Here is a 25923-nt window from a genome sequence, read left to right on the forward strand (position 1 = left end):
CACCCTGCCTCATGACCAGTAGGCGATGGGATGAGCGGGAACGGCATCTGATCTCCCCCCTTGAGGGGGAGATGCCCGGCAGGGCAGAGGGGGGTAACGCCGCCCACCATACCGCCAATGGAGTTTTATCATGCTGACAGTCGAAAACATCAACCTCCATTATGGCGCGGCGCAGGCCCTGCGCGGCGTGTCGCTGAAAGCGGAGATGGGCAAGATCACCTGTGTTCTCGGCCGCAACGGCGTCGGCAAAAGTTCGCTCTTGCGTGCTGTCACCGGCCAGCAGCCCACCAGCGCCGGCGCCATCCGTTTCGGCGATGCGGCGCTTGACGGGCTCGCACCTTACCAAAGGGCGAAGCGGGGGGTGGGTTACGTGCCGCAGGGACGGGAAATCTTTCCGCTGCTCAGCGTGCAGGAAAATCTGGAGAGCGGTTATGCGCCGCTGCCGCGCAGGGAGCGTTTTATCCCGGACGATATTTTCAGCCTGTTTCCGGTGCTGCAAACCATGCTGTCGCGGCGCGGCGGCGATCTCTCGGGCGGCCAGCAGCAGCAGCTTGCGATTGGCCGGGCGCTGGTGACACGGCCGAAAATCCTCGTCCTCGACGAGCCGACGGAGGGCATCCAGCCGTCGATCATCAAGGATATCGGCCGGGCGATCAAATATCTGCGCGACTCCACAGGCATGGCGATCCTGCTGGTCGAGCAATATCTGGATTTCTGCCGCGAGCTTGCCGATTACGTCTACATCATGGATCGCGGTGAAATCGTTCATGAGGGGCTGGCCGAAACGCTGGATACGCCGGAAGCGCGGCGGCATCTGACGGTGTAATGTTGCGTGCGCCGATCACGGCATAAAAACGGCCGATTAATATTTTGAAAGTCTATGCGCCTGTGCATGGCTTTCATGCGTGATTTTAGCGTTTCATTAAGTAAAAGCCTATGGTATTGGGCGCATGAAATGCTGCATGCGAGACACAGAAGAAGTCTATTCGCACGCCGCGACTGTTGATCCCTTACATTTCCCGCACGCTCGACGTATCGTCGGGAAACTGTGCCAATAAAGGCGTGTCAATGATTCAAGACTTTGCAGTGGGCCGGGCTTCCCGGTTGGTGCGTTCCGCACGCAGACTGTTCCTCGGGCTGGTGATCAGCGCAGGCGCAGGGGCCGCAGCGTCGGCATCGACCTGCGGTCAGGGTATTGGCCCCGGCATGGAACCGGGTCGGCACGACTTTTCCATTCTTTCCAACGGTGAAAAACGCGACGGCGTCTATTTTGTTCCATCGGCCTATGATGGAAATAAGCCGCTGCCGGTCGTGTTCGATTTCCATGGTTCCAACAGCAATCCGCATGGTCAGCTGAACCGCAGCGGCTGGGACAAGCTTGCCGAGCGTGACGGTCTCATGGTCGTGGCGCTGGCCGGCAGCCTGAACGGCGAATTGCCGGGCACCCATGCCTGGAATGTTCCCGGTGTCACCAAGCGGCCGGGCGGGCTGGATGAAGTCGGTTTCATCCGCGATGCCATTACCATGGTGAAGGGCAAGTTCTGCGTGGATGAGGAGCGTTTTTATGGCTCCGGTTATTCCGGCGGCGGGCGCATGCTGTCGCAATTCATCTGCAGCGGCAACGCGGATTTTAACGCTGCCGGCTTCGTTGCTTCGCTGCGCGCCGGTTATCCGCTGGAGACGGAAGGCAAATGGGGACCGGATGCGGCAAGCTGCCAGCCTGTGCGGCCAATGTCGATCATCGCCTTTGCCGGGCTGAAAGACCCCGCCAATCCCTATCAGGGCGGCGGCAAGTCCTATTGGCAATATGGCGGCGAAACGGCGTTGAAGCGCTGGGCCGAAATGGATGGGTGCAAGGGCGCTGCCAAAAGCAAGGTGGGAGAGAGCTTCACCGTTAATTCCTATGATGTCTGCAAGGCTGGCGCACGCATCCAGTCCTATGTCATCAACGACTGGGACCACGCCTGGCCGCGCGCCACCATGAAGGCCGAGGTTCTGGCGGCTAACGCCGTTGTCACCCGCAAGCCGGGCGGCGAGCAGACACCGAAGGCGGAACCGGCCGTGGAGCGCAAGATGCCCACAGGCGAAGTGACGCGCACGGTTGATGCGGCCGAAAGAATGTGGGATTTCTTCCGCAATACGGAAGGGCAGCTTGTCGTGGATGCCGTCGTCAAGAAGGATTGCGGCGTCAAGACCTCGTCCGCTTCCGCAACTGTTTCGGAGACCGCGTGCAGCAGCAACAGCAAGCCATCGGCCCTTCCGGTCGCCAAGACGCTCAACCTGTCCGGCAGCAACGCGCCCGTGGCAGAGGACGCATTGTAACAAAGGCTGTTGAAGGCCGCAGCCGGCTGGACGAACTGTTCCAGGAAGGCTGCGCGAAAATCCGCCTGCCGGAAACCTTCTCAAACGAAGCGGAAGCCATCCTCATCAATTCCTCCGGCGGCCTGACCGGCGGAGACGAAATCGAATGGCAGGCCACGGCCGGCGCCGGCACCTCGCTTGTTGTGACCACGCAGGCCTGCGAAAAGGTCTATAAGGCATCATCAGGCACCGCCACCGTAACCGCCCGCGTTTCCGCCGGGCCGGGTGCGAAGCTGCATTGGCTACCGCAGGAAACCATCCTCTTCGACCGTGCTTCCTTGACCCGCCGGCTGGAAGCCGATCTCGATCAATCCTGCGAATTCATCGCCGTCGAAGCCGTGCTGCTCGGCCGTAAGGCCATGGGCGAGGCGATGACGCATGGTCTTTTTCGTGACCGCTGGCGTATTCGCCATGGGGGCAGGCTGGTGCATGCGGAAGAACTTCTGCTTCATGGCGAGGTGGCGGCGCTGACGGCGAAACCGGCGGTTCTGGCCGGTCAGGTGGCGTTTGCCACGCTTCTTTATATCGGGCCGCTGGCCGAGGCGCTTCTGCCTAAAATCCGGGCTATTGCCGGTGAAAGCGGCGGCGCCAGCGAATGGCAGGGCAAGCTTGTCGTTCGCGTCTCTGCCGAAGATGGTTTCTCCTTGAGAAAATTGCTTTTTCCGATCATTTCGCTCTTGCGAAACGGCGCGCCAGTGCCGAAAGTCTGGAATCTGTAAACCCTTAAGGTTGCCCCGCGACAGGCGTCCTTCGGGGTCTGTCAACACGTCGGATCTGCCTGCCGCAATCACGCTGTTTGCGGGGGCAGGCGCCAAGCTGCGGGACCACGATGAACCTTAGCCCAAGAGAAAAAGACAAGCTGCTGATTTCCATGGCCGCCATGGTGGCGCGCCGCCGGTTGGAACGCGGCGTGAAGCTGAACTATCCCGAAGCGATTGCGCTGATTACCGATTTCGTGGTCGAGGGCGCCCGCGATGGCCGCGCCGTGGCCGACCTGATGGAGGCGGGCGCGCATGTCATTTCCCGCGATCAGGTGATGGATGGTATCGCCGAGATGATCCATGATGTGCAGGTGGAAGCGACCTTTCCTGATGGCACCAAGCTGGTGACCGTTCACGAACCGATCCGTTGAGGGGTTGATATGGCTCTGGAACTTCGGCCCAATTGCGAATGCTGCGATCGTGATCTTGCGCCCGATGACAGGGATGCGATGATCTGTTCGTTCGAATGCACTTTCTGCGTCGACTGCGTGACGGATGTGCTTCACGGCGCCTGCCCGAATTGCGGCGGCGAGCTGGTTCGCAGGCCCGTTCGTCCGGCGGCGAAGCTCATCAACAACCCGGCATCGACGAAGCGGGTGCTGAAGGCGGAAGGCTGCGCGGCAGCCACGGCCGCGTGAGAAAGACAAGGGGAGCACCATGAAACCAGGCGAAATCATTGCCGCAGAAGGCACCATCGAACTCAATGCCGGCCAGCCGACGGTGACGATCGAGGTCGCCAATTCGGGCGACCGGCCGGTGCAGGTGGGCAGCCATTATCATTTCTTCGAGACCAATGCGGGTCTCATCTTCGATCGCGACAGGGCGCGCGGCATGCGTCTCGATATTCCCGCGGGCACGGCGGTTCGTTTCGAACCCGGCCAGAAGCGGGAGGTGACGCTGGTGCCGCTTTCCGGCAAGCGTGAGGTTTATGGTTTCCGTCAACAGGTCATGGGGAGGTTATGAAATGGCGACGGCGCATTATCATGGAAGCTGCCAGTGCGGTAGCGTCAGCTTCGAGGTCGACGCCGACCTCGACCACACAGTTGTCTGCAATTGCTCGCGCTGCAAGCGTCTTGGCTCCACGCTCGCCTTCGCGCCGCGTGACAAGTTCACGCTTCTTTCCGGCGAGGACACGCTGGCGGAATATCTCTTCAACAAACACAAGATCCGTCATCTTTTCTGCTCCACCTGCGGCATCGAGAGCTTTGCTTATGCCGACGGGCCGGATGGAACGCCGATGGTGGCAGTGAACGCCAATTGTCTTGATGGTGTTGATCCCCGGGCGCTGAAGCCGCAGGCTTTCGACGGCGCGGCGGCCTGAGGGATGGAGATGAGCCGAAACAAGGTCTTCATGGCGGCCGTGCTTCTCAGCGCGACCGCCGGATTTTCCACGCCGGCCGCAGCGCAGAGCGAGCCGGACTGCAAGGCGCCGCAGACGCAGGCGGACATGACCATCTGCGCCGGCAAGGATTACGAAAAGGCCGACAAGCAATTGAACGCCGAATATCAGAAGCTGCGCAAGCTGCTCACCGAGCGCGACAAGACGGCGGAGGCGGATGGCAAGGGTGCGACCGACGCCCTGGTGACTGCCCAGCGCGCCTGGGTGGCGTTTCGTGACGCCAATTGTGCGCTTTCAGGCTTTCAGGCGCGTGGCGGCTCGATGGAACCGATGCTGATTTCCTCCTGCCTCGCCGATATGAGCGGCAAGCGGGCGGAAGAACTGCGTCAGCTGTCGGAAGGTTTCTGAACGCATGGGGCGGCGGATCACGATCGTCGGAAACGGGGAACTGCCGCCGGGCGTGGCTGATTTCATCGACCGTTCCGACATCGTCATCCGCTTCAATGATTGCCGGTCGCTGGGGCTGGGCGGTACGCGCACCGATGTGGTGGCCGTATGCAACACCGGGCGGCCGGGCCTCGAGATGACCGAGGGCGCCGAATGGCGCGAGAGCGACGGTGTGCGGCAGGCCGCTGCCATCTGGTCCGTCCGTGATCCGGCAAAATTTTCCGAAATGGAACCTGATATACGCGCACGCTGGCCCGAACTGACCGATTTCTGCGCCGATTACACCGAAAGCTTTGCCGCCATCGCCCGCGAAACCGGCAAGAGCCACATCGTCATTCCGCGCGGCGTGCATGAAAGGCTCGATGCTGCGCTCGAAACCTATGCGCCCGCGCCCTATGTCTGCCCCAGCACCGGCCTTGTCGCCATCGCCCATGTTCTTGAGAACGTGAGCGGCGGCGGTGACGAAGTGGCGATTGCCGGTTTCGGCCATCAGGGCTGGAGCGGCCATCCATTTGCCGCCGAACAACAGCTGGTCGAAGCCCTTGCGGGTGAGGGCCAGCTCAAACGAATTTCTCCCACATCGATTTTCTCCGCGTCCGAAGGAGCCTGAACCCATGCCATACAAGATTTCCCGCGCCGCCTATGCCGGCATGTTCGGCCCGACCGTGGGTGACAAGGTGCGCCTTGCCGATACCGAGCTTTTCATCGAGATCGAGAAGGACCACACCACCTATGGCGAGGAAGTGAAATTCGGCGGCGGCAAGGTCATTCGCGACGGCATGGGCCAGAGCCAGGCGACGCGGGCCGAAGGGGCGGTCGACACCGTCATCACCAATGCCGTCATCGTTGACCACAGCGGTATCTACAAGGCGGATGTGGGCCTGAAGAACGGCCGCATTCACGCCATCGGCAAGGCGGGCAACCCCGATACGCAGCCGGGCGTGACGATCATCGTCGGCCCCTCGACGGAGGCGATCGCCGGTGAAGGCAAGATCCTGACCGCCGGCGGCATGGATGCGCATATTCACTTCATCTGCCCGCAGCAGATCGAAGAAGCGCTGATGAGCGGTGTGACCTGCATGCTCGGCGGCGGTTCCGGCCCGGCGCATGGCACGCTCGCCACCACCTGCACCGGCGCATGGCATATCGAGCGCATGATCGAAAGCTTCGATGCTTTCCCGATGAATCTCGCGCTCGCCGGCAAGGGCAACGCCTCGCTGCCCGCACCGCTGGAAGAGATGATCCTTGCCGGCGCCTCCTCGCTGAAATTGCATGAGGACTGGGGCACGACGCCTGCCGCCATCGACAATTGCCTGACGGTGGCCGATGAATACGACGTGCAGGTGATGATCCACACCGATACGCTGAACGAAAGCGGTTTCGTGGAGGACACCGTCGCCGCGATCAGGGGGCGCACCATCCATGCCTTCCATACCGAAGGTGCGGGCGGCGGCCATGCGCCTGATATCATCAAGGTTTGCGGCAACCCGAACGTCATTCCGTCCTCCACCAACCCGACGCGGCCTTACACCGTCAATACGCTGGCGGAGCATCTCGACATGCTGATGGTGTGCCACCACCTGTCGCCGTCCATCCCTGAAGACATCGCCTTTGCCGAAAGCCGCATCCGCAAGGAAACCATCGCTGCAGAAGATATTCTTCACGATATCGGCGCGTTTTCGATCATCTCGTCCGACAGTCAGGCCATGGGCCGTGTCGGCGAAGTGGCGATCCGCACCTGGCAGACCGCCGACAAGATGAAGCGCCAGCGCGGCCGCCTGAAGGAGGAGACCGGCGAAAACGATAATTTTCGCGTCCGCCGTTACATCGCCAAATATACAATCAACCCCGCCATCGCCCAGGGCGTCAGCCATGAGATCGGCTCCATCGAAGTCGGAAAGCGCGCCGATCTGGTATTGTGGAACCCGGCCTTTTTCGGCGTGAAGCCGGAGATGGTGCTGCTCGGCGGTTCGATTGCCGCAGCCCCGATGGGCGATCCCAATGCCTCCATTCCCACACCGCAGCCGATGCATTACCGGCCGATGTTTGCCGCCTATGGCAAACTGCGCACCAATTCCTCGGTCACATTCGTGTCGCAGGCGTCGCTGGATGCCGGTCTTGCCCAGCGCCTCGGCGTGGCGAAAAAGCTGCTGCCGGTGAAGAATGTACGCGGCGGCATTTCCAAGGCGTCGATGATCCATAATTCGCTGACGCCGCATATCGAGGTCGATCCGGAAACCTATGAGGTGAGGGCGGATGGCGAGCTTTTGACCTGCGAGCCGGCCACGGTGCTGCCGATGGCGCAGCGTTATTTCCTGTTCTAACGGCATTTCATGGTGAGATTTATCACAAGGTGGATCGGCGGCGGCATGCTGCTGATCCTCCTGCTCCTTCTGCTCGGTACTGTCCTGCCGCGCCCGTTCTTTGCCGATGAGGTGAGCGGGGGCGTGAAAGACCGCGAAATCCTGCTGTTATCCAACCCGATCCACACCGATATTGCGCTGCCGATCGATGACGATCTGCGGCGGGTCTTTTCCGAATTGCAGGGGGACGGCATTGCCGTCAACCACCCGGCGGCCGCCTATCTGGTGTTCGGCTGGGGCGGCCGGTCGTTTTATACCGAGACACCCACCTGGGCCGATCTGAAGCCCATGCCGGTCTTGCGCTCGCTGACGCTTGACCAGTCGGTGATGCATGTGGATGTGACGGGAGATTTTCCCGCCGATCTTGCCGGGGTAAAGCGGCTTCGCATTTCCGACGCCGGGTATCAGCGCCTGGTGACGGCCATTCGTGCCAGCTTTTCGCGAGACAATGGCAAGGTGCTGCTGATACCGGGTGTCGCTTATGGCCTGACGGATGCGTTTTTCGAGGCGAATGGCCGGTTCAACGCCCTTGTCGGCTGCAACACATGGTCGGCTGCCATGTTGCGTGAGGCCGGCATTCGCACCGGCTGGTGGACACCGTTGCCGCCGTTTCTGCGCTGGTCGGTGGCGCTGCATGATTGATGCTCGCAAGCCGCTGTTTTCCTCTGGCGAAACCTATTTTTATGCTGCACCGCAGCGCGTCTTGCGTTATGGAAACGGCAAAAGAATTCCGCAGGGATCGATCCCAAGTGATCCCTGTAAAACGCCAGAACAGGAGACAAGACATGCTCGGCAAAAAAGTGCCCGCCGTTACCTTCCGCACGCGCGTTCGTGATGAGGCCGTTGGTGGCCCGAACCCCTTCCGTTGGCAGGACATGACCTCAGACGACTATTTCAAGGGCAAGAAGGTCGTTCTGTTTTCGCTGCCCGGCGCTTTCACGCCGACATGCTCGACCTACCAGCTCCCCGATTTCGAAAAGCTGGCGCCGGAATTCCGCGCGCTCGGCGTCGATGAAATCTATTGCCTGTCGGTCAATGACGCCTTCGTCATGAATGCCTGGGCCAAGGGCCAGAACCTCGAAAACGTCAAGGTCATTCCTGACGGTTCGGGCGAGTTCACCCGCAAGATGGGCATGCTGGTCGCCAAGGACAATCTCGGTTTCGGCATGCGCTCCTGGCGTTACGCCGCCGTCGTCAATGATGGCGTCGTCGAGCAGTGGTTCGAGGAAGAGGGTTATCAGGACAATTGCGAATCCGACCCCTATGGCGTTTCCGCGCCGCAGAACATTCTGGAAAACCTCAAGAGCCGCGCTGCGGCCTGATTGTGGGTTTGGAAGGCCCGGCAGCGATGTCGTGTCTTCGCGGTATCGACAGGAGGCGAAAATCTCTCCTCCGTCATCCTCACCCTTGAGGCGTGGACCCTCGGCTCAAGCCTCAGGATGACGTCGAAGGTGGAAAAAGGTTTACGCTTGGCCCGGCAGCAATGCCGGGCTTTGTCGTTCCGGCGGCCGTGGGTGCGGAAATCGTGCCTTGAAATCCCCCCGTCTATCCGTCAAAAATCGTAACCCCAAGACTGTTTCTGAAACGGATCATCCCATGCTGCGCGTCACCTCCTATCATCCGGCCGGAACCCCTGCCGACGAACCTTCCGGTTATGTCACCCTGGCGCATGACCAGCGGCATCTGCGTCGCAAGCTGCTGCATCTGCAGAATGACGAGATGGTGATGCTGGACCTGAAGGAAGCGGTGCTTTTTGCCCATGGCGATCTTCTCGTGGTGGAAAACGGCGACCTGATCGAGGTTCGCGCGGCTGACGAAAAGCTCTTCGAAATCAAGGCGAAGGATCGGCTTCACCTGATCGAGCTTGCCTGGCATCTGGGCAACCGGCATCTTTCCGCGCAGATCGAGGAGGAACGTATTCTCATCCTGCGTGACCACGTCATCCGCGCCATGCTGGAAGGTCTTGGCGCCACCGTGCGTGATGTCGAAGAACCTTTCCAGCCGGCCCGCGGCGCTTATCATGCCCATGGCGGTCATTCCCACGGCCATGATCACGGCCACCACCATCACGATCACGGCTGAGCCGTGAGCGAAGATCGCGGCGTCGCCGCGCTGCTGCGGCTCATGGCCTGGATGTCGCCTGCCTTTCCGGTTGGCGGTTTTTCCTATTCCGGCGGACTTGAAAAGGCGGTGGAGGATCGGCGTGTCGGGGATGCGGCGGCTCTGCGCGACTGGCTCGATACGCTTCTGCGCTGCGGCGGCCTGTGGAACGATGCGGTGTTTCTGGCGCATGCCTGGCGCAATGCCGGGGACGCCGCCGTCTTGAGCGAAACGGCCGATCTGGCGCGGGCGCTGGCCGGTTCGGCGGAGCGATACCGCGAGACGGTGCTTCTGGGCGATGCCTTCGTTGCCGCCGCCGGCGCCTGGCCGCATGCGGTTCTGGAGGCGTTGCCCAAAGACGTTCCCTATCCCATCGCTGTCGGGGCGGTCGCCGCCGGTCATGCGGTGCCGCTCAGGGACACGATTGCCGCCTTTTTGCACGCCGGCGTCTCGCAGGTCGTGTCGGCTGGCATCCGCCTCGGGGTCGCGGGACAGAAGGATGGTGTCACCATTCTGGCGGCAAGTGAAGCCATCATCGCGGAGATGGCGGCGCTGGCGATGCAATCCACGCTCGATGATCTCGGCAGTGCGACGATCATCGCTGACACGGCGGCCATGCGGCATGAAACGCAGGGCACCCGGCTTTTCCGGTCCTGATCGTGCTGTATGACGATCTTATTGAACGAGCGGATGCTGCTTGTTTCTTCTCCCCGCCGGGGAGAAGGTCGCGGCAGCGGGATGAGGGGGCAAGGGTAGCATTACTCGGAGAGGGTGCCCCCTCATCCGACCCTTCGGGCCACCTTCTCCCCGGCGGGGAGAAGAAACGCGCGGCACGATCCTTGCATATCTTGAAGCGTCCCGTTGAGGGACTATGGTGAAACAAGACCAAAGCATATCGAAGGGAACAGCGTGATGAAATCGGGTAATGGGCCGCTGCGCGTCGGCATTGGCGGGCCGGTCGGTTCGGGCAAGACGGCGCTGACGGAAAAGCTCTGCAAGGCGATGAGCGCCGATTATTCCGTCGCCGTCGTCACCAATGATATCTATACCAAGGAAGACGCCGAGGCGCTGGTGCGCATGCAGGCGCTGCCTTCCGAGCGTATCGTCGGCGTGGAAACGGGCGGTTGCCCGCATACCGCGATCCGCGAGGATGCGACGATCAATCTGCAGGCGATTGCCGGGCTCAATGCACGCTTTCCCGATCTCGATGTGGTCTTCATCGAATCGGGCGGCGACAATCTCGCGGCGACCTTCTCGCCCGATCTAGCCGATATCACCATCTATGTGATCTCCGTTTGCCAGGGCGAGGAAATTCCCCGCAAGGGCGGCCCGGGCATCACCCGCTCCGATCTGCTGGTCATCAACAAGAAGGATCTGGCTCCTTATGTCGGCGCTGATCTGACGGTGATGGACAGTGATGCGACCCGCATGCGCAACGCCATGCCCTTCGTCTTCACCGATATGAAGCGCGGCGATGGCGTGGAGCGTATCGTCGGTTTCCTGAAAGAGCAGGGCGGTCTCTGAAATATGGCAATGTCCCGCCGGTTCGGCGCTTACGAGGTTTCCCGTTTTGTCGACGGTGTCTACAAGGCGCCGGTCGGCCATCTCATCCACCGTCAGGGTGCCGAAGCGCTGGCGGCGGCGCTTGCCGGCCATCAGGGCGAAACGGTGGATATGGACGTCAACTGCTTTGCATTGTCCGGGCCTGAGGGCATCTGGCTGATCGATGCCGGTTGCGGCACGGCCTGGGGTGCAGCCTATGGCCATGCCCGCGCGGCGATGATTGCGGCGGGTATTCAGCCGGCTGATGTCAGGCGCGTCATCCTCACCCATATTCATGGCGATCATGCGCTTGGCCTCATCGATGGCGACCGGCCTTATTTTCCCAATGCCGATATCTGGGTGCCCGAGGCCGATCTCGGATTTTTCAGCAGTGCGGAGGCGCGCAAGGCCCTGCCGCCGGCCCGGCAGGGCGGATTCGATCTCGCCGCGCGGCTGCTCGACATTTGTGGTCCGATGTTGCGGCCGATCCCGACAGGCAGGATTGCCGAGGACGTCGAAGCCATCGCCATGCCCGGCCATACGCCGGGACATACCGGTTACCTGATCGGCAATGGTGATGAGCGGCTGTTATTATGGGGCGACGTGCTGCATGTGAGCGACTTGCAGGTGAAGGACCCCGGTGTCGGTTTTGTCTATGATATCGATTCCGCGCTTGCTTACCAAACACGCCTCAAGGCGCTGGCCGAGGCCGCCGATCACGGCTGGCTGGTTTCCGGCGGTCATCTCGGTGGATTTTTCCGTGCCGAGCGGCAGGGTGACAGCTTCAGTTTTGTGCCGCAGCCGGACTGATTTTTCGATTTCGGACATACAGAAGGGCGGAATGCCCCAAGGCATCCCGCCCTTCATCCTCTCCCGGTATTTTCAGATCTGCTTCAGCGCCGCGACGTCATTGACCTGCACGATGCGGCCGCGCACGGTGACGCCAGCCTTTTTCAGCGCCGAGAAGGCGCGCGAGAGCGCTTCCGGCGCAAGGCCGAGCTTGCCGGCGAGCAGGCTTTTCTGGAATGGCAGCCGCAGTGAAAAGGATGTGGCGTCGCGGGGGCCCTGATTGATGAGGTAATGGGCGACACGCTGCGGCGCTGTCTGCAGCCGGTCGTTGGCGATGCAGTCCATGGTGGTGAGCAGGCTGTTGGACAGGCAGCGCATGACGGCCTTGGCGATTGCCGGTTCCTGATCGATCAGGCTGCGGATTCTTGCAAGTTCGAACCGCGCCACGGTGCAGCTTTCCGCCGCCTGCGCGCTGTAACGATAGGTATCGCTGCCGAAAATCAGGCACTCGTTGAAGGTATCGCCGGGGCCGCTGACGCGCACATCCGCCTCGCGCCCGTGCCTGTCCAGCCGGTAAAGCCTGATGTAACCCGACAGCACGCAGTAGAAATGCTGCGCCGCTTCGCCTTCCTTGAAGAGCACATGGCGGGCGTTCACATTGGTGATGGTCGCCGCCTCCATCAGCTTCAATGCCGCTGCATCATCCGCTATCCCGATCAAGGGTGCACGCAGCAGAATGTTCCTGTCCCTGTTGCTCAGCTTCACGGTCTTGTTCACGTCCATTCGGCTCCCGCTCAAACCTTTTGCCGGGCTGTCCGAAGCGATACGAAACCGGGGAAGCTCCTTCTCCCTCACGCCTATCTGCACAGAACTCATCGCATAATCCCTCGACCGGCAATTCCCGATGCGAGGGAGATTAGCAGTTCACCTGGAAAGCGAATTGATTTCGATCAAACCGGATTTGAGTTGTCATTTGGGACAGCGGGAATGCGGCGAGACCATTCTTGCTCAAGAATGTGAGGAGGAATATGGAGCGGGCGAGTGCCACATATTTCTTCTCCCCGCCGGGGAGAAGTCCGCGGCAGCGGGATGAGGGGGCAAGGGTCGAGATATTCGGCAACGTTGTCCCCTCATCCGACCCTTCGGGCCACCTTCTCCCCCTCGGGGAGAAGAAACAAGCGGCGACGCTTTGCCTCTAAACGTCCGCCTAAAAAGAAACGCCGGGCAGATGGCCCGGCGTCTCAATCGTTACGCTGCAAACTTCACTCCGCAGCAAGCGGCGGCAGCCGCAATATATTGCTGCCCTTGTCACCGGCCTTGTCGCCGCTGCCCTTTTCCATGCCGGCCACCCGTGCTTCCAGCGAGGAGAGAGCCAGGCTGTTTTCGCGGGCGATCTCCGAGAGTTTCTCGTTGGAGAGCGCTTCTTCCTCCTCTTCCTTCTTGCCGACGAAGCGGCCGAAGAGGTGGGCGAGCAGGCGAGACAGGTCGTCCATGATCAGGAAGAAGGCCGGGACCACGATCAGGGACAGCACCGTCGAGACGATGATGCCGCCGATCACCGCAATCGCCATCGGCGCGCGGAAGGAGCCGCCTTCGCCGACGCCGAGCGCCGAGGGCAACATGCCCGCCGACATGGCGATCGAGGTCATGATGATCGGGCGGGCGCGCTTGCGGCCGGCCTCCACCATGGCATGCACCCGCTCCATGCCGTGCCGGCGCATTTCGATGGCGAAATCCACCAGCAGGATGGCGTTCTTGGTCACGATGCCCATCAGCATCAGGATGCCGATGAGAACGGGCATGGAGAGCGCGTTCTGCGTGATGATGAGCGCGACGGCCACGCCGCCGATGGCAAGCGGCAGCGAGAACAGGATGGTGAAGGGCTGGATGACATCCTTGAACAGCAGGATGAGCACGACCAGCACCAGCATCAGGCCAAGCAGCATGGCGTTGACGAAGCCCTGCTGCATTTCGCCCTGCACCTTGGCGTCGCCGCTTTCGGCAAGGCGAACACTTGCCGGCAGGTCGGTTTCCGACACGATGCGCTTGAACTCGGCCGTCGAGGTATCCAGCGCCGTGCCGAAGGGCACGTCGGAGCCGATGGAGACGACGCGGTTGCGGTCGTTGCGCTTGATCGAGCTTGGACCTTCCAAATAGTCGATATCGGCGACGCTATAGAGCGGCACCAGCGACCCGGAGGCGGTCTTGATCTTCAGCGCGCGGATGGTGGCGAGGTCACGACGTGTATCGAGCGAGGTCTGCACGCGGATCGGAATCTGCCGGTCATCAAGCGAAATCTTCGTCAGCTGGGCGTCGATATCACCGATGGTGGCGACACGCACCGTCTGCGAAATCTGCTGCGGCGTGATGCCGAGGCGGGCGATTTCGTCCTTGCGCGGGCGGATCTGCAGTTCGGGGCGGGGCAGGGCGCCTTCCGAGCTGACATTGGCAAGGATGGGCGAGGCGCGCAGGCGGCTTTCGAGAATGCCGACGGCGTCGTTCAGGTCCTTCTCATTGGTGGAGAGGAAGTTGAAGGAGAGCTCGCGTTCCGCACGGTCGTTCAGCTTGATGATGCGGACATCCGGAATGCCGCGAACCTGCGCGAAAATATCCCGTTCCACATCCCATTGCGGACGTATGCGGCCCTTTTCCTCCACCTTCGGCAGATATTGGCCGATGAGCGGAATGGAACCTAGCCCCTTGTTGACCACCAGCTTGAGCAGCGAATGGTCGATATGCTGCAGGATGACGTTGACGGTGGCGCGGCGAAGCTCCAGGTCCCCCTTGGGCGAGGCGCCGCCAAGGATGAAGACGCTTTCCACGCCGTTGATGTCACGCAGCGCGTGATAGATCTGCGTCGTCGTCCGGTCTGTCTCGTAAAGCGTCGCATTGGGCGGCAGTTCCACCGAAAGCGTTACGCGTGAGGCGTCGTCCGGCGGCAGGAAACTGCCCGGAACGCCAGCGAGGAGAATGACGGAAGCCACGAGGAAGCCGATCGCGCCGAGCAGCGTCAGATACCGCGCCCACCACTTGCGGGTGGTGGCGGTCACCATGCGCGTATAGGCCTTCATCAGCCGGCTGTCATTGTCGTGGTGATCGTCCATCGCGTCTTCGGCGCGCATCAGATAGGCCGCCATCAGCGGCGTGATGAGACGGGCGACGGCGAGCGAGAAGAACACCGAGAAGGCGACGGTGAGGCCGAACTGGATGAAGTACTGGCCCGGAATGCCCGGCATGAACGAGACAGGCACGAAGACCGCGATGATGGTGAAGCTGGTGGCGATGACGGCGAGGCCGATTTCGTCCGCCGCTTCCAGTGCCGCGCGATAGGGCGTCTTGCCCATCTTGATATGGCGGGCGATGTTCTCGATTTCCACGATGGCGTCGTCCACGAGAATACCCGTGGCGAGCGTGAGCGCGAGGAAGCTGACGAGGTTCAGCGAGAAGCCCATGATATCCATGATCCAGAAGGTCGGGATCGCGGAGAGCGGCAGCGCCACGGCGGCAATCAGGGTTGCGCGCCAGTTGCGAAGGAAGAGCAGGACCACGATGACGGCGAGGATCGCGCCCTCGATCAGCGTGTCGAGCGCCGCCTTGTAGTTGCCATAGGTGAAATAGACGGCGTCATCGACCATTTCGATCGAAACATCAGGGTGGTTCTTGCGCACCTGATCGAGGCTCGCGGCCACGGTTTCGGCGACCGAGACCTCACTGGCGCCCTTGGAGCGGAACACCGCGAAGGTGACAGCAGGGTTGCCGTTGAACCGAGAGAAGGACTTCTGCTCCTCATAGGTGTCGGTGACCGTGCCGAGCTCGGAAAGCTTGACGAAACGACCGTTGGAGAGCGCAATCGTGGTGTTGGCAAGCTGGCTCACATCGCGTGTGTCGCCGAGCGTGCGGATGGTCTGTTCGTTGCCGCCGACCTGGCCGCGGCCGGAGCCGAGGTCGATATTGGTGCCGCGCAGCTGGCTGTTCACCTCGGTGGCGGTGATGCCATAGGCGTCGAGCTTTTCGGGGCTCAGCGAAACGCGCACCTCGCGGTCGGCGCCGCCATAGCGGTCGACCTTGCCGATGCCGGACTGGCCCTGCAGCGAACGCTTGATCGTGTCATCCACGAACCAGGACAGCTCTTCCAGCGTCATGTTCGGTGAGGAGACGGCAAAGGTCTGGATCGCCTGTCCCTCGACGTCGATCTTGCTGACGACGGGCACTTCGATATCGGAAGGCAGATCGCTGCGAATTTTGTCGATGGCGTCCTTGGTGTCCTGAACGGCTTCTTCCGTCGGCTTTTCGATGCGGAAGACGACCGTCGTCGTCGACTGGCCGTCGACCACGGTGGACTGGATTTCGTCGACGCCGCTGATGGCGGCGACGGCGTCCTCAATCTCCTTCGTCACCTGCATTTCCAGCTCGGAGGGCGAAGCGCCGCTCTGGGTCACGGTGACGGCCACGACGGGAACGTCGATATTCGGAAAACGGGTGATCGGCAGGGTGTTGAACGCCTGCATGCCGAGGATCATCAAAAGCGCGAAGCCGAGCAGCGGCGCAATCGGGTTACGGATTGACCATGCGGAGAAGTTCATCTCATTCCCTCAGTCAGTTGGACACAGCCGCAGGGGCTTCCACCGGTCTTATCCGGTCACCATCACGCACGAATGCTCCAGCTTTCTCGACAACCTTGTCTCCAGCGGCAAGACCGCTGACAATCTCGATAAAACCACCGTCTTCGATGCCAGTCTCGATCTTCACCTGCTTGACGATATCGCCTTCCACCCTGCGGGTGGTCGAGCCTTCACGCCCGGAGGTGACGGCCGACAGCGGCAAAGCGAGCGCATTCGTCTCCTCGACGATGATCGCCGCGCTGGCATACATGCCCGAGCGCGCCGGGCTGTTTTCGGGCAGAACGACATGCACGGAACCGAGGCGCGTCGTCGGATCGACGGTAGGCGAAACGAGGCGCACCTTGCCCTCTATTTTCTCAGCTCCGCCGGCAACCGTCAAATAGGCTTTCTGCCCGACCTTCACCTTCTGGATATCGGTCTCGGACAGATCGGCGACGAGTTCGATCGCGCCGTCCTTGATGACGGTGAAAAGCGGGTTTCCGGCGCCGCTGGCAATCGCGCCGACCTTGGCGTTCTTGGCCGAGACGATACCGGTGACCGGGGTTTTCACGCCGGTGCGCGTCAGCTTCAGGTCGATGTCGGCGATCTGGGCGTCAACCACCTTGATGTCGGCCTCGCCGGCGGAAACGGCCTGGCGGGCGGCGTTGAGTTTGGCGGCGGCCACTTCGGCCTGTGCCTGGGTCTGTTCCACCTGCGAAATCGAGCCGGAGCCGCTCTGGCCGAGCTTTGCGGCGCGGTCGCGCTGGCGGTTCGCGTCGCTCGCGCTCGCTTCGGCTTCCAGCACCTGCGCCTTGGCCTGGGCAACGGCGGCTTCCGCCTTTGCCTTGTTGGCTTCCAGCTGGCTTTTCTGCAGGATGAGGCTGTCGGAAGAAAGCACGGCCAGAACCGCATTTGCTTCCACCCTGTCGCCGATATCAACGTTCAGCGTGTCGATCGACAGGCCGTCGACCAGCGGCTGGACGTAGATTTCGTCCACGGGGCGGATCGTGCCTGTCGCGATGATACGGTCCACGAGATCGCGTTTTGCGGCATGTGCGACGATGATGGAAGGCAGGTTCTGCTGTTTGACCGGTGCCTGCGCCTCTCCTTCGGCGGCTGCGGAAAGGGGGAGCGCCGTTGCGGAAAGAAGAAGGAATACAAAGCGGTTAAACGTGACTTTATGCTGCATGTGTCTTGGCTCGCGCAATATTCGATCGCATGTCCTGCAGCCTTGCGGCGTATATTAGAAGGTCATGCGATAGCGAATGTGAAACAAGGGATCACAATACTTCCTTTTCGATCCTCCCGATTCAAACGCCCCTCAACGCGAATCTCAAGCACCTTTGCCGAGTGCTTTCTTTACAAGATCAAATTTGGCAGTCTTGTGGGCGGGACTGTAATTCTTGTTGTCGTACAAATCAATCCGCATAGCCGCGATGGTTGATATACATTTTTGTATAGGTCGGGATATTGTAATTCATCAAAAGGGTTACCATTGAAAAAAAACGCGCGGACGGTGCCGCGCGTTCCATGCATCCAGGGTAAATTCGACTACTTCAACGCCGCATCGGTGATTTCGGTGGTGTAGGCGCCCGATGGCTCCTTGGTGATGACAGGATCGGAACCGCCGCCCAGCAGCGTCTTGACGGTGCGCTCGTAATCCGCCTTGTCCAGCGCGCCCTTCGAGCCGGCCGTCAGCTTGGCGACTTCGCCCATCATGCGCTTCTGGTGCTTTTCGGTCTGAGCGCCGGAGGCGTCGTTTTCGAGAACGATACCGGCGGCGTCGTCAGGGTTTTCTTCCGCCCATTTCCAGCCCTTCATGGAAGCGCGGACGAATTTGACCATGTCTTCCTTGAACTTGGCGTCCTTCAGCTTGTCTTCGAGAACGTAAAGACCGTCCTCCAGCGTCGCCACGCCTTCCGCCTCGTATTTGAAGGTGACGAGTTCCTCCGGCTTGATGCCGGCATCGATGACCTGCCAATATTCATTATAGGTCATGGTGGAAATGCAGGCAGCCTGCTTTTGCAGCAGCGGATCGACGTTGAAGCCCTGCTTCAAAACCGTGACACCATCCGCGCCGCCGGTGGTCGGGATTTTCAGATGCGCCATCCACGACAGGAACGGATATTCATTGCCGAAGAACCAGACGCCGAGCGTCTTGCCCTTGAAGTCTTCCGGCTTGGTGATGCCGGTTTCCTTGAGGCAGGTCAGCATCATGCCTGACGATTTGAACGGCTGTGCGATGTTGACGAGCGGAACGCCCTTTTCGCGGGTGGCGAGTGCTGACGGCATCCAGTCGACGATGACATCGGCGCCGCCGCCGGCCAGAACCTGTGCAGGCGCGATATCCGGGCCGCCCGGCTTGATATCGACGTCGAGGCCCTCTGCCTCGTAGAACCCTTTATCCTTGGCGACGTAATAACCGGCGAATTGCGCCTGGGTCACCCATTTCAGCTGCAGGGTGATCTTGTCGGCGGCCTCGGCGCTCACCGCCGTCAGAAGTGACGCACCGGCAAGAAGCATGGATGCAAGTTTCATTTTCATCGCTGTTCCCTTTTTCGTTATTTACGTTCGTCCCCCACGGACGGACGGATGCCAGAAGGTGACGGCCCGCTCAGCGAGCGCCACCAGACCATAAAAGCCGGAGCCGGCAAGCGCCGCGACGGCGATTTCGGCCCAGACCATATCGACATTGCTGCGGCCCATTTCCGCCGAGATGCGGAAACCCATGCCGACGATGGGCGTGCCGAAGAATTCCGCGACGATGGCGCCGATCAGCGCCAGTGTGGAATTGATCTTCAGGGCGTTGAAGATGAAGGGCCAGGCGGCGGGCAGGCGCAGTTTTATCAGCGTTGGCCACCAGCCGGCGGCATAGGTGCGCATCAGGTCGCGCTCCATGTGGCTGGAGGCGGCGAGCCCCTGAACCGTGTTCACCAGCATCGGGAAGAACGTCATGATGACGACGACGGCCACTTTCGACTGCCAGTCGAAACCGAACCACATGACCATGATCGGGGCGATGCCGACAACAGGCAGAGCGGAGACGAAATTGCCGATGGGCAGCAGCCCGCGCTGGAGGAAAGGCGACCGGTCGATGAGGATGGCGACGATGAAGCCGAGGCCGCAGCCGAGCACATAACCCGTCAGCACCGATTTGAGGAAGGTCTGGCGGAAATCGGCCCAGAGGATCGGCAGGGAGGTGAGAAGGCGCGCAAGGATGGCGCTCGGGGCAGGCAACAGGATGGGCGGTACGGAAAAACCGCGCACCACGCCTTCCCAGAGCGCGAGAATGGCCAGCCCGAAGAGAAGCGGCACGGCCATGCGGCTCATGCGCTTTGCCGCTGGCGAGGAGAACCGGCGGCGCACCAGCCATTCATTGAAGGCCCAGGCGGCAAGCCAGAACAGGATCGCGCTGATAAACCAGACGGGATTTGTCATGGCCGGGCTCCCATTCTCTTGAGGACGGCGGCGTGGGCGATGCCGATGATCGACACCAGCAGGGCCGCGACGCCGGCGGCCATGAACAGGGCGGCCCATATCTGCACCGTCTGGCCGTAATAGGAGCCGGAAAGCAGGCGCGCGCCGAGCCCGGCGACGGCCCCGGTCGGCAATTCGCCGACGATGGCGCCGACCAGCGCAATGGCGATGGCGATCTTCAGCGAGGTGAAGAGATAGGGCAGGGCCGAGGGCCAGCGCAGCTTCCAGAAGATCTGCGCCGGTGAGGCATTATAGGTGTGCATCAGGTCGAGCTGGATGGTTTCGGGGCTTCTGAGGCCCTTCACCATGCCGACAACGATGGGGAAGAAGGAAAGGTAGGTGGAAATCAGCGCCTTGGGCAACAGCCCGGAAATGCCGATGGAATTCAGCACGACGATGATCATCGGCGCGACGGCGAGGATCGGGATCGTCTGGCTGGCGATGATCCACGGCATGACGGAGCCGTCCATGGCGCGGTTATGGATGATGGCGACGGCGAGCAGGATGCCGAGGACAGCTCCGATGGCGAAACCGAGGAGTGTGGCCGAGAGCGTGACGCCCGCGTGATAGACGAGGCTGCGCTTGGAGGTGATCGCCTTGTTGACGGTGGTGTCCCAGAGTTCCGCGATGATCTGGTGCGGGGCGGGAAGAACCGGGCGTTCCTGCGCGAAGGTTTGCGGCAGAAGCTCCATGAAGCTCGGCGTCTGGCCGGCACGGTTTGCCTGATCGCGGGCGAAGGGCATGTTGAGGTAGATGACGGCGAGGTGCCAGAGGATGAGGATGGCGAGGAGGACGGTGAGGATGGGGAGGATGTGGTGGCGGAGGAGGGTCATTGGGGAGCCCTCGGTGGGTGGGGGTTACGTTTGCTCCGAGGATGCGGCTTACCCCCCTCTGTCCTGCCGGACATCTCCCCCTCAAGGGGGGAGATCAGCAGGAGGCCCTTCCGCCATTTCATTCTCAAGTGTCGAGATGGGTGAGACCTCGCCTCCTGCCGATCTCCCCCCTTGAGGGGGAGATGCCCGGCAGGGCAGAGGGGGGTAAAGCTTGCGATGACCTCACCCCTCATAGCCATGCCCCGCCTTCAACCCCTCACGCACGCGATGCGCAATGGCTAGAAACTCCGGCGTCTCCCTGATCTCCAGCGGCCTTTCCCGCGGCAGGGTGGATTCGATCACGTCAGTCACTCTCCCCGGCCGAGGCGACATGACGACGATTTTCGTCGAGAGATACACCGCTTCGGGAATGGAATGGGTGACGAAGCAGATGGTCTTGCCGGTCCTGTCCCAGAGCTTCAGCAGCTGCTCGTTCAGATGATCCCGAACGATCTCGTCCAGCGCCCCGAAGGGTTCGTCCATCAGCAGCAGGTCGGCATCGAAAGCCAGCGCGCGGGCGATGGAGGCGCGCTGCTGCATGCCGCCCGAGAGCTGCCAGGGGTATTTCTTGCCGAAACCGTTGAGGTTGACGAGATCGAGCGTGCGGTCGATGCGCTCGCGCTGTTCCGCCTTGCCGTAACCCATGATTTCAAGCGGCAGGGCGATGTTTTTTTCGATGCTGCGCCATGGATAAAGCGCGGCGGCCTGAAAGACGTACCCGTAGGAGCGGTCCTTGCGGGCGTTTTCCGGTGTCGTGCCGTTGACGGTGATTTCTCCTGACGTGTGCTTTTCAAGATCGGCGATGACCCGCAGGAAAGTGGTCTTGCCGCAGCCGGAAGGGCCGATGAAGGAGACGAAATCGCCCTTTCCCACATCCAGATCGACATGAGACAAGGCGTGGACCGGGCCATCCCCCGTTTCGAAGGTGAGGCCCAGTTTTCTGGTGGAAACGACGGAATAGGGAGAGGCCTGGTTCATCTTGGCTGATTGTCGCTTTCCGTGAGCGCCGCGCGCGCCAGCGGCAGCATTTGGGTTTCCGTAAGCCTGGCGATCATCACGCCGGGGTGGCGGTCGAGATCGAGCCAGCGCACTTCCTCTATCTCCGCCTGTGGGGTGACATCGGTATAGAGCCTTGCAATGAAGGCATGGGCGACGACGTCGGCGCCGGTCTCATTGGCGGCCGCCTCGCGAAAGATGCCCTCATAACGCGCGGCATTTTCGGGAAGCATCAGGCCGATTTCCTCGGCAAGTTCGCGGTGAAGCGCCTGTTCCGGCGTTTCGCCAGGATCGATCTTGCCGCCCGGCTGCATGAACTGCGTGGTGCCGCGCTTGCGCACGACAAGCATCTGCCGCCGCTCGTTGAGGAGAACGGCTGCGGCGATGACGATTTCGCGTTTGGGCTCAGTGCTCACGGTCATACACCCGATGCCGGAATGCCTGTGCGTTCCACCTTGCGCGGCGAAACGAGTTCCTTCCAGGTGGAAAGCGCCCGGCTGACGGCTGGATAAGCGTCGCGGGCAATGAACTGGCCGTGGCCCGGCTGCGTTTCGATGGTGGCCTCCTCGATGCTGACGAGACCGCGCGACAGGGTGTAGCGCGGCAGGCCTTTGACCTTCCGCCCTTCGAATACATTGTAATCAATGGCCGATTGCTGGCTTGCCGCACTGATGGTCTTTTCCAGCTGCGGATCCCAGACGACGATATCCGCATCGCTGCCGACGAGGATCGCGCCCTTTTTCGGATAGATGTTGAGGATCTTGGCGATGTTGGTGGAGGTGACGGCGACGAATTCGTTCATGGTCAGGCGGCCGGTGGTTACGCCATGGGTCCAGAGCAGCGGCATGCGATCTTCCAGCCCGCCGGTGCCGTTCGGAATCCTGCGGAAATCGCCGAGGCCGAAGCGTTTCTGCTCGGTGGTGAAGGCGCAATGGTCGGTCGCCACGCATTGCAGCGAGCCGGAAGCCAGACCCGCCCAGAGGCTGTCCTGATGCTGCCGGTTGCGGAAGGGCGGAGACATGACCCGGCGGGCGGCGTGATCCCAGTCGGGGTTGGCATATTCGCTTTCATCGAGGATCAGGTGCTGGATCAGCGGTTCGCCATAGACCCGCATGCCGTTCTGGCGGGCGCGGCGGATCGCTTCATGCGCCTGCTCGCAGGAGGTGTGGACGACATAAAGCGGGGCGCCGGCCATATCGGCAATGATGATGGCGCGGTTGGTGGCCTCGCCCTCCACCGAGGGCGGGCGGGAATAGGCATGCGCTTCCGGCCCGACATTGCCTTCCGCCATCAGCTTTTCCTGCATCTGCGCGACGATATCGCCGTTTTCCGCATGCACGAAGGGAATGGCGCCAAGCTCGGCGCAGCGCGAGAAGGAGGCGAACATCTCGTCGTCATTCACCATCAGCGCGCCCTTATAGGCCATGAAGTGCTTGAAGGAGTTGATGCCCTTTTCCCGGACCACCGTCTTCATTTCGTCGAAGACCTGCTCGCCCCACCAGGTGACGGCCATGTGGAAGGAATAATCGCAATTGGCGCGGGTCGCCTTGTTGTCCCATCGCGCCAGCGCGTCCAGAAGCGACTGGCCGGGCTCGGGCAGGCAGAAATCCACCACCATGGTTGTGCCGCCGGCAAGGGCCGCCCGCGTGCCGCTCTCGAAATCATCGGCGGAATAGGTGCCCATGAAGGGCATTTCCAGATGCACATGCGGATCGATGCCGCCGGGCATGACGTAACATCCCGTGGCATCGAGCACCGTGCCGCCGGTCAGATCGGGCCCGATCTCGGTGATCCTGCCGCCTTCGATCTTCACATCGGACTTGTAGGTGAGGTCGGCGGTGACGATGATACCGTTCTTGATGATGGTGGCGGTCATTGTACGATCTCCGCAGTCTCCAGCACCGCATGCAGCAGCACATCGCAGCCGGCTGCTGCCCATTCCGGCGAAATCTCCTCCGCCTCGTTGTGGGAGAGCCCGTCCACGCAGGGGCAGAAGATCATGGTGGAAGGGGCGACCCTTGCCGTCCAGCAGGCATCGTGGCCGGCGCCGGAGATGATATCCATGTGGCTGTAGCCCAGTCTTTCGGCGGCGGCGCGCACGCGGCCGACCAGAACGGCGTCGAAAGTGACGGGATCGAAATGGCCGATGGCTTCGATCGAGCAGCCGACGCCGAGTTCTTCGGCGATTGCGGGCACCTCGCGTTCGAAGATGGCGCGCATGCTGTCGAGTTTCGCCTGTGAGGGCGTTCTGAGGTCGATGGTGAAGACCACCTTGCCGGGCAGCACGTTGCGGGAATTGGGCGTGAAGATCATCTGGCCGACGCCGGCGACAGCGCCCGGCTGGTGGGCCATCGCCACTTCCTGCACCTTTTCGAGGATGCGGGCGGCAGCTAGGCCGGCATTGACGCGCATCGCCATCGGCGTCGAGCCGGTATGCGCCTCCTTGCCGGTCAACGTAACTTCCAGCCACCACAGGCCCTGACCATGGGTGACGACACCGATCTGTTTGCCTTCCGCTTCGAGGATAGGCCCCTGTTCAATATGATATTCGAAATAGGCGTGCATCCTGCGTGCGCCCACCTCTTCTTCGCCCAGCCAGCCGATGCGTTTCAGTTCGTTGCCATAGGTCTTGCCGTCGGTATCGGTGCGGCTATAGGCGTAATCGAGATCGTGAATGCCGGCAAAGACGCCGGAGGCCAGCATGGCGGGCGCGAAGCGCGCGCCTTCCTCATTGGACCAGTTGGTGACGACGATCGGGTGTTTGGTCTTGATGTTCAGATCGTTCAGGCTGCGCACCACTTCCAGCCCGGCCAGCACGCCGAGCACGCCGTCGAACTTGCCGCCGGTCGGCTGGGTGTCGAGATGGCTGCCGATATAGACCGGCAAAGCCTCCGGGTCCTCACCGGGGCGCGTGGCGAACATGGTGCCCATGCGGTCGACGCCCATTGTCAGGCCCGCCGCCTCGCACCAGCGCTGGAACAGGCGGCGGCCTTCCGCATCCTCATCCGTCAGCGTGCGGCGATTATTGCCGCCGGCGATGCCGGGGCCGATTTTCGCCATGTCCATCAGACTGTCCCACAGACGGTCGCCATTGACCGTCAAGTTTTTACCCGCCGTCATGCAGTGTCGTCCTCACCTGTTTTGTTTTTTATCGAAGCAAAGCTTGTGCCGTTCCCTTTTTTGCCGGTTAAGATAACAGCCATTGCCTTGTGATGGCGATGGGGGATAAATTGACCGGCTGGTAAACATTGCAAATTCGCCATGGCGTCAGCAAGGGATTTTCGTGACGAATCGCACTAATTTTGCCTAAACTGTACGCGGCGATTATTTTTTAATCATACTGTAGCGGCAATTGCATTGAAAAGAAACAGAGAGCTGAGAATGGCCATACCGCGAGCAGCGAAAACACAGAAGCGGACCCGCATTCAGGAAGAAAAGCAGGAAGCGATTCTTGAAGCCGCGCTCAGTGTTTTTTCCACGAACGGGTTTCGCGGCTCCACCATCGACCAGATTGCCGAGGCCGCCGGCATGTCGAAACCGAACGTGCTTTATTATTTCCGCACCAAGGAGGCGATGCATCGCGCGCTGATCGAGCGAGTGCTTGATACATGGCTCGACCCGCTCAGGGCTTTCGACGCCACGGGCAATCCAGAAAGCGAAATCCGCTCCTATATTCGCCGCAAGCTGGAAATGTCGCGCGATTTTCCGCGTGAGAGCCGCCTGTTCGCCAATGAGATCCTGCAGGGCGCGCCGCATATCGAGGACGAGCTGAAAGGACCGCTGAAACAACTGGTGGATGAGAAGGTTGAGGTCATCCGCGCCTGGGTGAAGGCCGGACGGATGGCCAAATGTGATCCCTACCACCTGATTTTCTCGATCTGGTCGACCACCCAGCATTATGCGGATTTCGACGTGCAGGTGCGGGCGGTGCTGGGTGACAAGAATGGTGGCGAAGGCCGTTTCGAAGATGCGGCCCGGCATCTGGAGCAGCTTTTCATGGGCGGATTGCGGATAAACGGCTGAACGGGACCGTTCTCGCGAATATGTGATCGATTCTTTATGTCAAAACATGAGGAAAATTATCACCTTTATACTTTACTCCAAAACTCATCTTTATTATGGTGCCGGCATCCCGAACGTCCGGGGCATTGAAAAATCAACCGGCAGGTGAGGGAATGGCACGCAAGGAAAAGAAGAAGGCCGAACGCGGCGGCAAGCAGGGCAAGGGCGCGCCACAGACCGAAAAGGACGTGGCCGAACAGCAGCTTTCCGGTC

General features: G+C 61.2%; 27 protein-coding genes. 17 read left to right on the plus strand and 10 right to left on the minus strand.

Features of this window, described 5'->3' with window-relative positions:
* Positions 1–130 precede the first annotated feature (130 nt).
* From urtE to aidB, 16 genes are all read left to right on the plus strand, one after another.
* Positions 131–826 carry an urea ABC transporter ATP-binding subunit UrtE gene (gene urtE / locus WDZ78_RS08495; protein ID WP_020011595.1) on the plus strand — a complete coding sequence of 232 codons (696 nt, stop codon included), beginning with the start codon at positions 131–133 and terminating at the stop codon, positions 824–826.
* Positions 827–1068: 242 nt separating this feature from the next.
* Positions 1069–2322, plus strand: coding sequence for an alpha/beta hydrolase family esterase (locus tag WDZ78_RS08500; RefSeq protein ID WP_034501293.1), 1254 nt, complete (start codon positions 1069–1071; stop codon positions 2320–2322).
* Positions 2229–3080, plus strand: a complete 852-nt coding sequence (locus tag WDZ78_RS08505) for an urease accessory protein UreD (RefSeq protein WP_020011593.1) — start codon at positions 2229–2231, stop codon at positions 3078–3080. The genes WDZ78_RS08500 and WDZ78_RS08505 overlap by 94 nt, the downstream gene beginning before the upstream one ends.
* Before the next feature lie 110 nt (positions 3081–3190).
* Positions 3191–3493, plus strand: a complete 303-nt coding sequence (locus WDZ78_RS08510; protein ID WP_004443305.1) for an urease subunit gamma — start codon at positions 3191–3193, stop codon at positions 3491–3493.
* 9 nt (positions 3494–3502) lie between these two features.
* Positions 3503–3760: a DUF1272 domain-containing protein gene (locus tag WDZ78_RS08515; RefSeq protein WP_020011591.1), complete on the plus strand. Its 258-nt coding sequence runs from the start codon at positions 3503–3505 to the stop codon at positions 3758–3760.
* Positions 3761–3779: 19 nt separating this feature from the next.
* Complete coding sequence (locus WDZ78_RS08520; protein ID WP_003510142.1) at positions 3780–4085, plus strand: urease subunit beta; 306 nt, start codon at positions 3780–3782, stop codon at positions 4083–4085.
* Between the two features lies 1 nt (position 4086).
* Entirely contained in the window at positions 4087–4443 is a 357-nt protein-coding gene (locus WDZ78_RS08525) for a GFA family protein (protein WP_020011590.1), read from the plus strand.
* A 3-nt stretch (positions 4444–4446) separates the two neighbouring features.
* Positions 4447–4869 (plus strand): lysozyme inhibitor LprI family protein, encoded by a 423-nt coding sequence (locus tag WDZ78_RS08530; RefSeq protein ID WP_425672798.1) that lies wholly within the window; start codon positions 4447–4449, stop codon positions 4867–4869.
* Positions 4870–4873: 4 nt separating this feature from the next.
* The gene (locus WDZ78_RS08535) at positions 4874–5518 is read left to right on the plus strand and encodes a Urease operon accessory protein (protein ID WP_425672799.1); all 645 of its coding nucleotides are present in this window, start codon (positions 4874–4876) and stop codon (positions 5516–5518) included.
* 4 nt (positions 5519–5522) lie between these two features.
* Positions 5523–7232, plus strand: a complete 1710-nt coding sequence (ureC, locus tag WDZ78_RS08540) for an urease subunit alpha (protein ID WP_269340321.1) — start codon at positions 5523–5525, stop codon at positions 7230–7232.
* 9 nt (positions 7233–7241) lie between these two features.
* Positions 7242–7913 carry a TIGR02117 family protein gene (locus WDZ78_RS08545; protein ID WP_425672800.1) on the plus strand — a complete coding sequence of 224 codons (672 nt, stop codon included), beginning with the start codon at positions 7242–7244 and terminating at the stop codon, positions 7911–7913.
* Between the two features lie 143 nt (positions 7914–8056).
* On the plus strand, positions 8057–8593 hold the full coding sequence (locus tag WDZ78_RS08550; RefSeq protein ID WP_003510133.1) for a peroxiredoxin: 537 nt from the start codon (positions 8057–8059) through the stop codon (positions 8591–8593).
* Between the two features lie 274 nt (positions 8594–8867).
* Complete coding sequence (gene ureE, locus WDZ78_RS08555) at positions 8868–9353, plus strand: urease accessory protein UreE (RefSeq protein WP_020011584.1); 486 nt, start codon at positions 8868–8870, stop codon at positions 9351–9353.
* 3 nt (positions 9354–9356) lie between these two features.
* Complete coding sequence (locus tag WDZ78_RS08560; RefSeq protein ID WP_425672801.1) at positions 9357–10028, plus strand: urease accessory protein UreF; 672 nt, start codon at positions 9357–9359, stop codon at positions 10026–10028.
* A 255-nt stretch (positions 10029–10283) separates the two neighbouring features.
* Positions 10284–10895, plus strand: a complete 612-nt coding sequence (gene ureG, locus WDZ78_RS08565) for an urease accessory protein UreG (protein WP_020813394.1) — start codon at positions 10284–10286, stop codon at positions 10893–10895.
* A 3-nt stretch (positions 10896–10898) separates the two neighbouring features.
* Positions 10899–11723, plus strand: coding sequence for an AidB family quorum-quenching N-acyl homoserine lactonase (aidB, locus tag WDZ78_RS08570; protein WP_425672802.1), 825 nt, complete (start codon positions 10899–10901; stop codon positions 11721–11723).
* A gap of 72 nt (positions 11724–11795) precedes the next feature.
* Here aidB and WDZ78_RS08575 read toward each other — a convergent pair whose 3' ends face one another.
* From WDZ78_RS08575 to WDZ78_RS08620, 10 genes are all read right to left on the minus strand, one after another.
* Positions 11796–12485: a Crp/Fnr family transcriptional regulator gene (locus tag WDZ78_RS08575; RefSeq protein ID WP_425672803.1), complete on the minus strand. Its 690-nt coding sequence runs from the start codon at positions 12483–12485 to the stop codon at positions 11796–11798.
* A 479-nt stretch (positions 12486–12964) separates the two neighbouring features.
* The gene (locus WDZ78_RS08580; protein ID WP_425672804.1) at positions 12965–16285 is read right to left on the minus strand and encodes an efflux RND transporter permease subunit; all 3321 of its coding nucleotides are present in this window, start codon (positions 16283–16285) and stop codon (positions 12965–12967) included.
* Between the two features lie 13 nt (positions 16286–16298).
* Positions 16299–17492, minus strand: a complete 1194-nt coding sequence (locus WDZ78_RS08585) for an efflux RND transporter periplasmic adaptor subunit (RefSeq protein ID WP_425672805.1) — start codon at positions 17490–17492, stop codon at positions 16299–16301.
* A 362-nt stretch (positions 17493–17854) separates the two neighbouring features.
* Complete coding sequence (locus tag WDZ78_RS08590; protein WP_026363912.1) at positions 17855–18847, minus strand: ABC transporter substrate-binding protein; 993 nt, start codon at positions 18845–18847, stop codon at positions 17855–17857.
* A gap of 21 nt (positions 18848–18868) precedes the next feature.
* Positions 18869–19741, minus strand: coding sequence for an ABC transporter permease (locus WDZ78_RS08595; protein ID WP_425672806.1), 873 nt, complete (start codon positions 19739–19741; stop codon positions 18869–18871).
* Entirely contained in the window at positions 19738–20613 is an 876-nt protein-coding gene (locus WDZ78_RS08600; RefSeq protein ID WP_425672807.1) for an ABC transporter permease, read from the minus strand. The genes WDZ78_RS08595 and WDZ78_RS08600 overlap by 4 nt, the downstream gene beginning before the upstream one ends.
* A gap of 222 nt (positions 20614–20835) precedes the next feature.
* Positions 20836–21630 carry an ABC transporter ATP-binding protein gene (locus WDZ78_RS08605; protein WP_425672808.1) on the minus strand — a complete coding sequence of 265 codons (795 nt, stop codon included), beginning with the start codon at positions 21628–21630 and terminating at the stop codon, positions 20836–20838.
* A complete protein-coding gene (locus tag WDZ78_RS08610; RefSeq protein ID WP_425672809.1) occupies positions 21627–22070 on the minus strand; it encodes an NUDIX hydrolase in 444 nt (147 codons plus the stop codon). The genes WDZ78_RS08605 and WDZ78_RS08610 overlap by 4 nt, the downstream gene beginning before the upstream one ends.
* The gene (hydA, locus tag WDZ78_RS08615; protein WP_425672810.1) at positions 22067–23524 is read right to left on the minus strand and encodes a dihydropyrimidinase; all 1458 of its coding nucleotides are present in this window, start codon (positions 23522–23524) and stop codon (positions 22067–22069) included. The genes WDZ78_RS08610 and hydA overlap by 4 nt, the downstream gene beginning before the upstream one ends.
* The gene (locus WDZ78_RS08620; protein ID WP_060725231.1) at positions 23521–24768 is read right to left on the minus strand and encodes a Zn-dependent hydrolase; all 1248 of its coding nucleotides are present in this window, start codon (positions 24766–24768) and stop codon (positions 23521–23523) included. The genes hydA and WDZ78_RS08620 overlap by 4 nt, the downstream gene beginning before the upstream one ends.
* A gap of 261 nt (positions 24769–25029) precedes the next feature.
* Between WDZ78_RS08620 and WDZ78_RS08625 the strand changes: the two genes are divergently transcribed.
* The gene (locus WDZ78_RS08625) at positions 25030–25671 is read left to right on the plus strand and encodes a TetR family transcriptional regulator C-terminal domain-containing protein (protein ID WP_060725230.1); all 642 of its coding nucleotides are present in this window, start codon (positions 25030–25032) and stop codon (positions 25669–25671) included.
* Positions 25672–25923 lie beyond the last annotated feature (252 nt).

Origin of the sequence: Agrobacterium sp. M50-1 (genome assembly GCF_049843495.1) — a bacterium.
GTDB classification, from domain to species: Bacteria; Pseudomonadota; Alphaproteobacteria; order Rhizobiales; family Rhizobiaceae; genus Agrobacterium; species Agrobacterium radiobacter.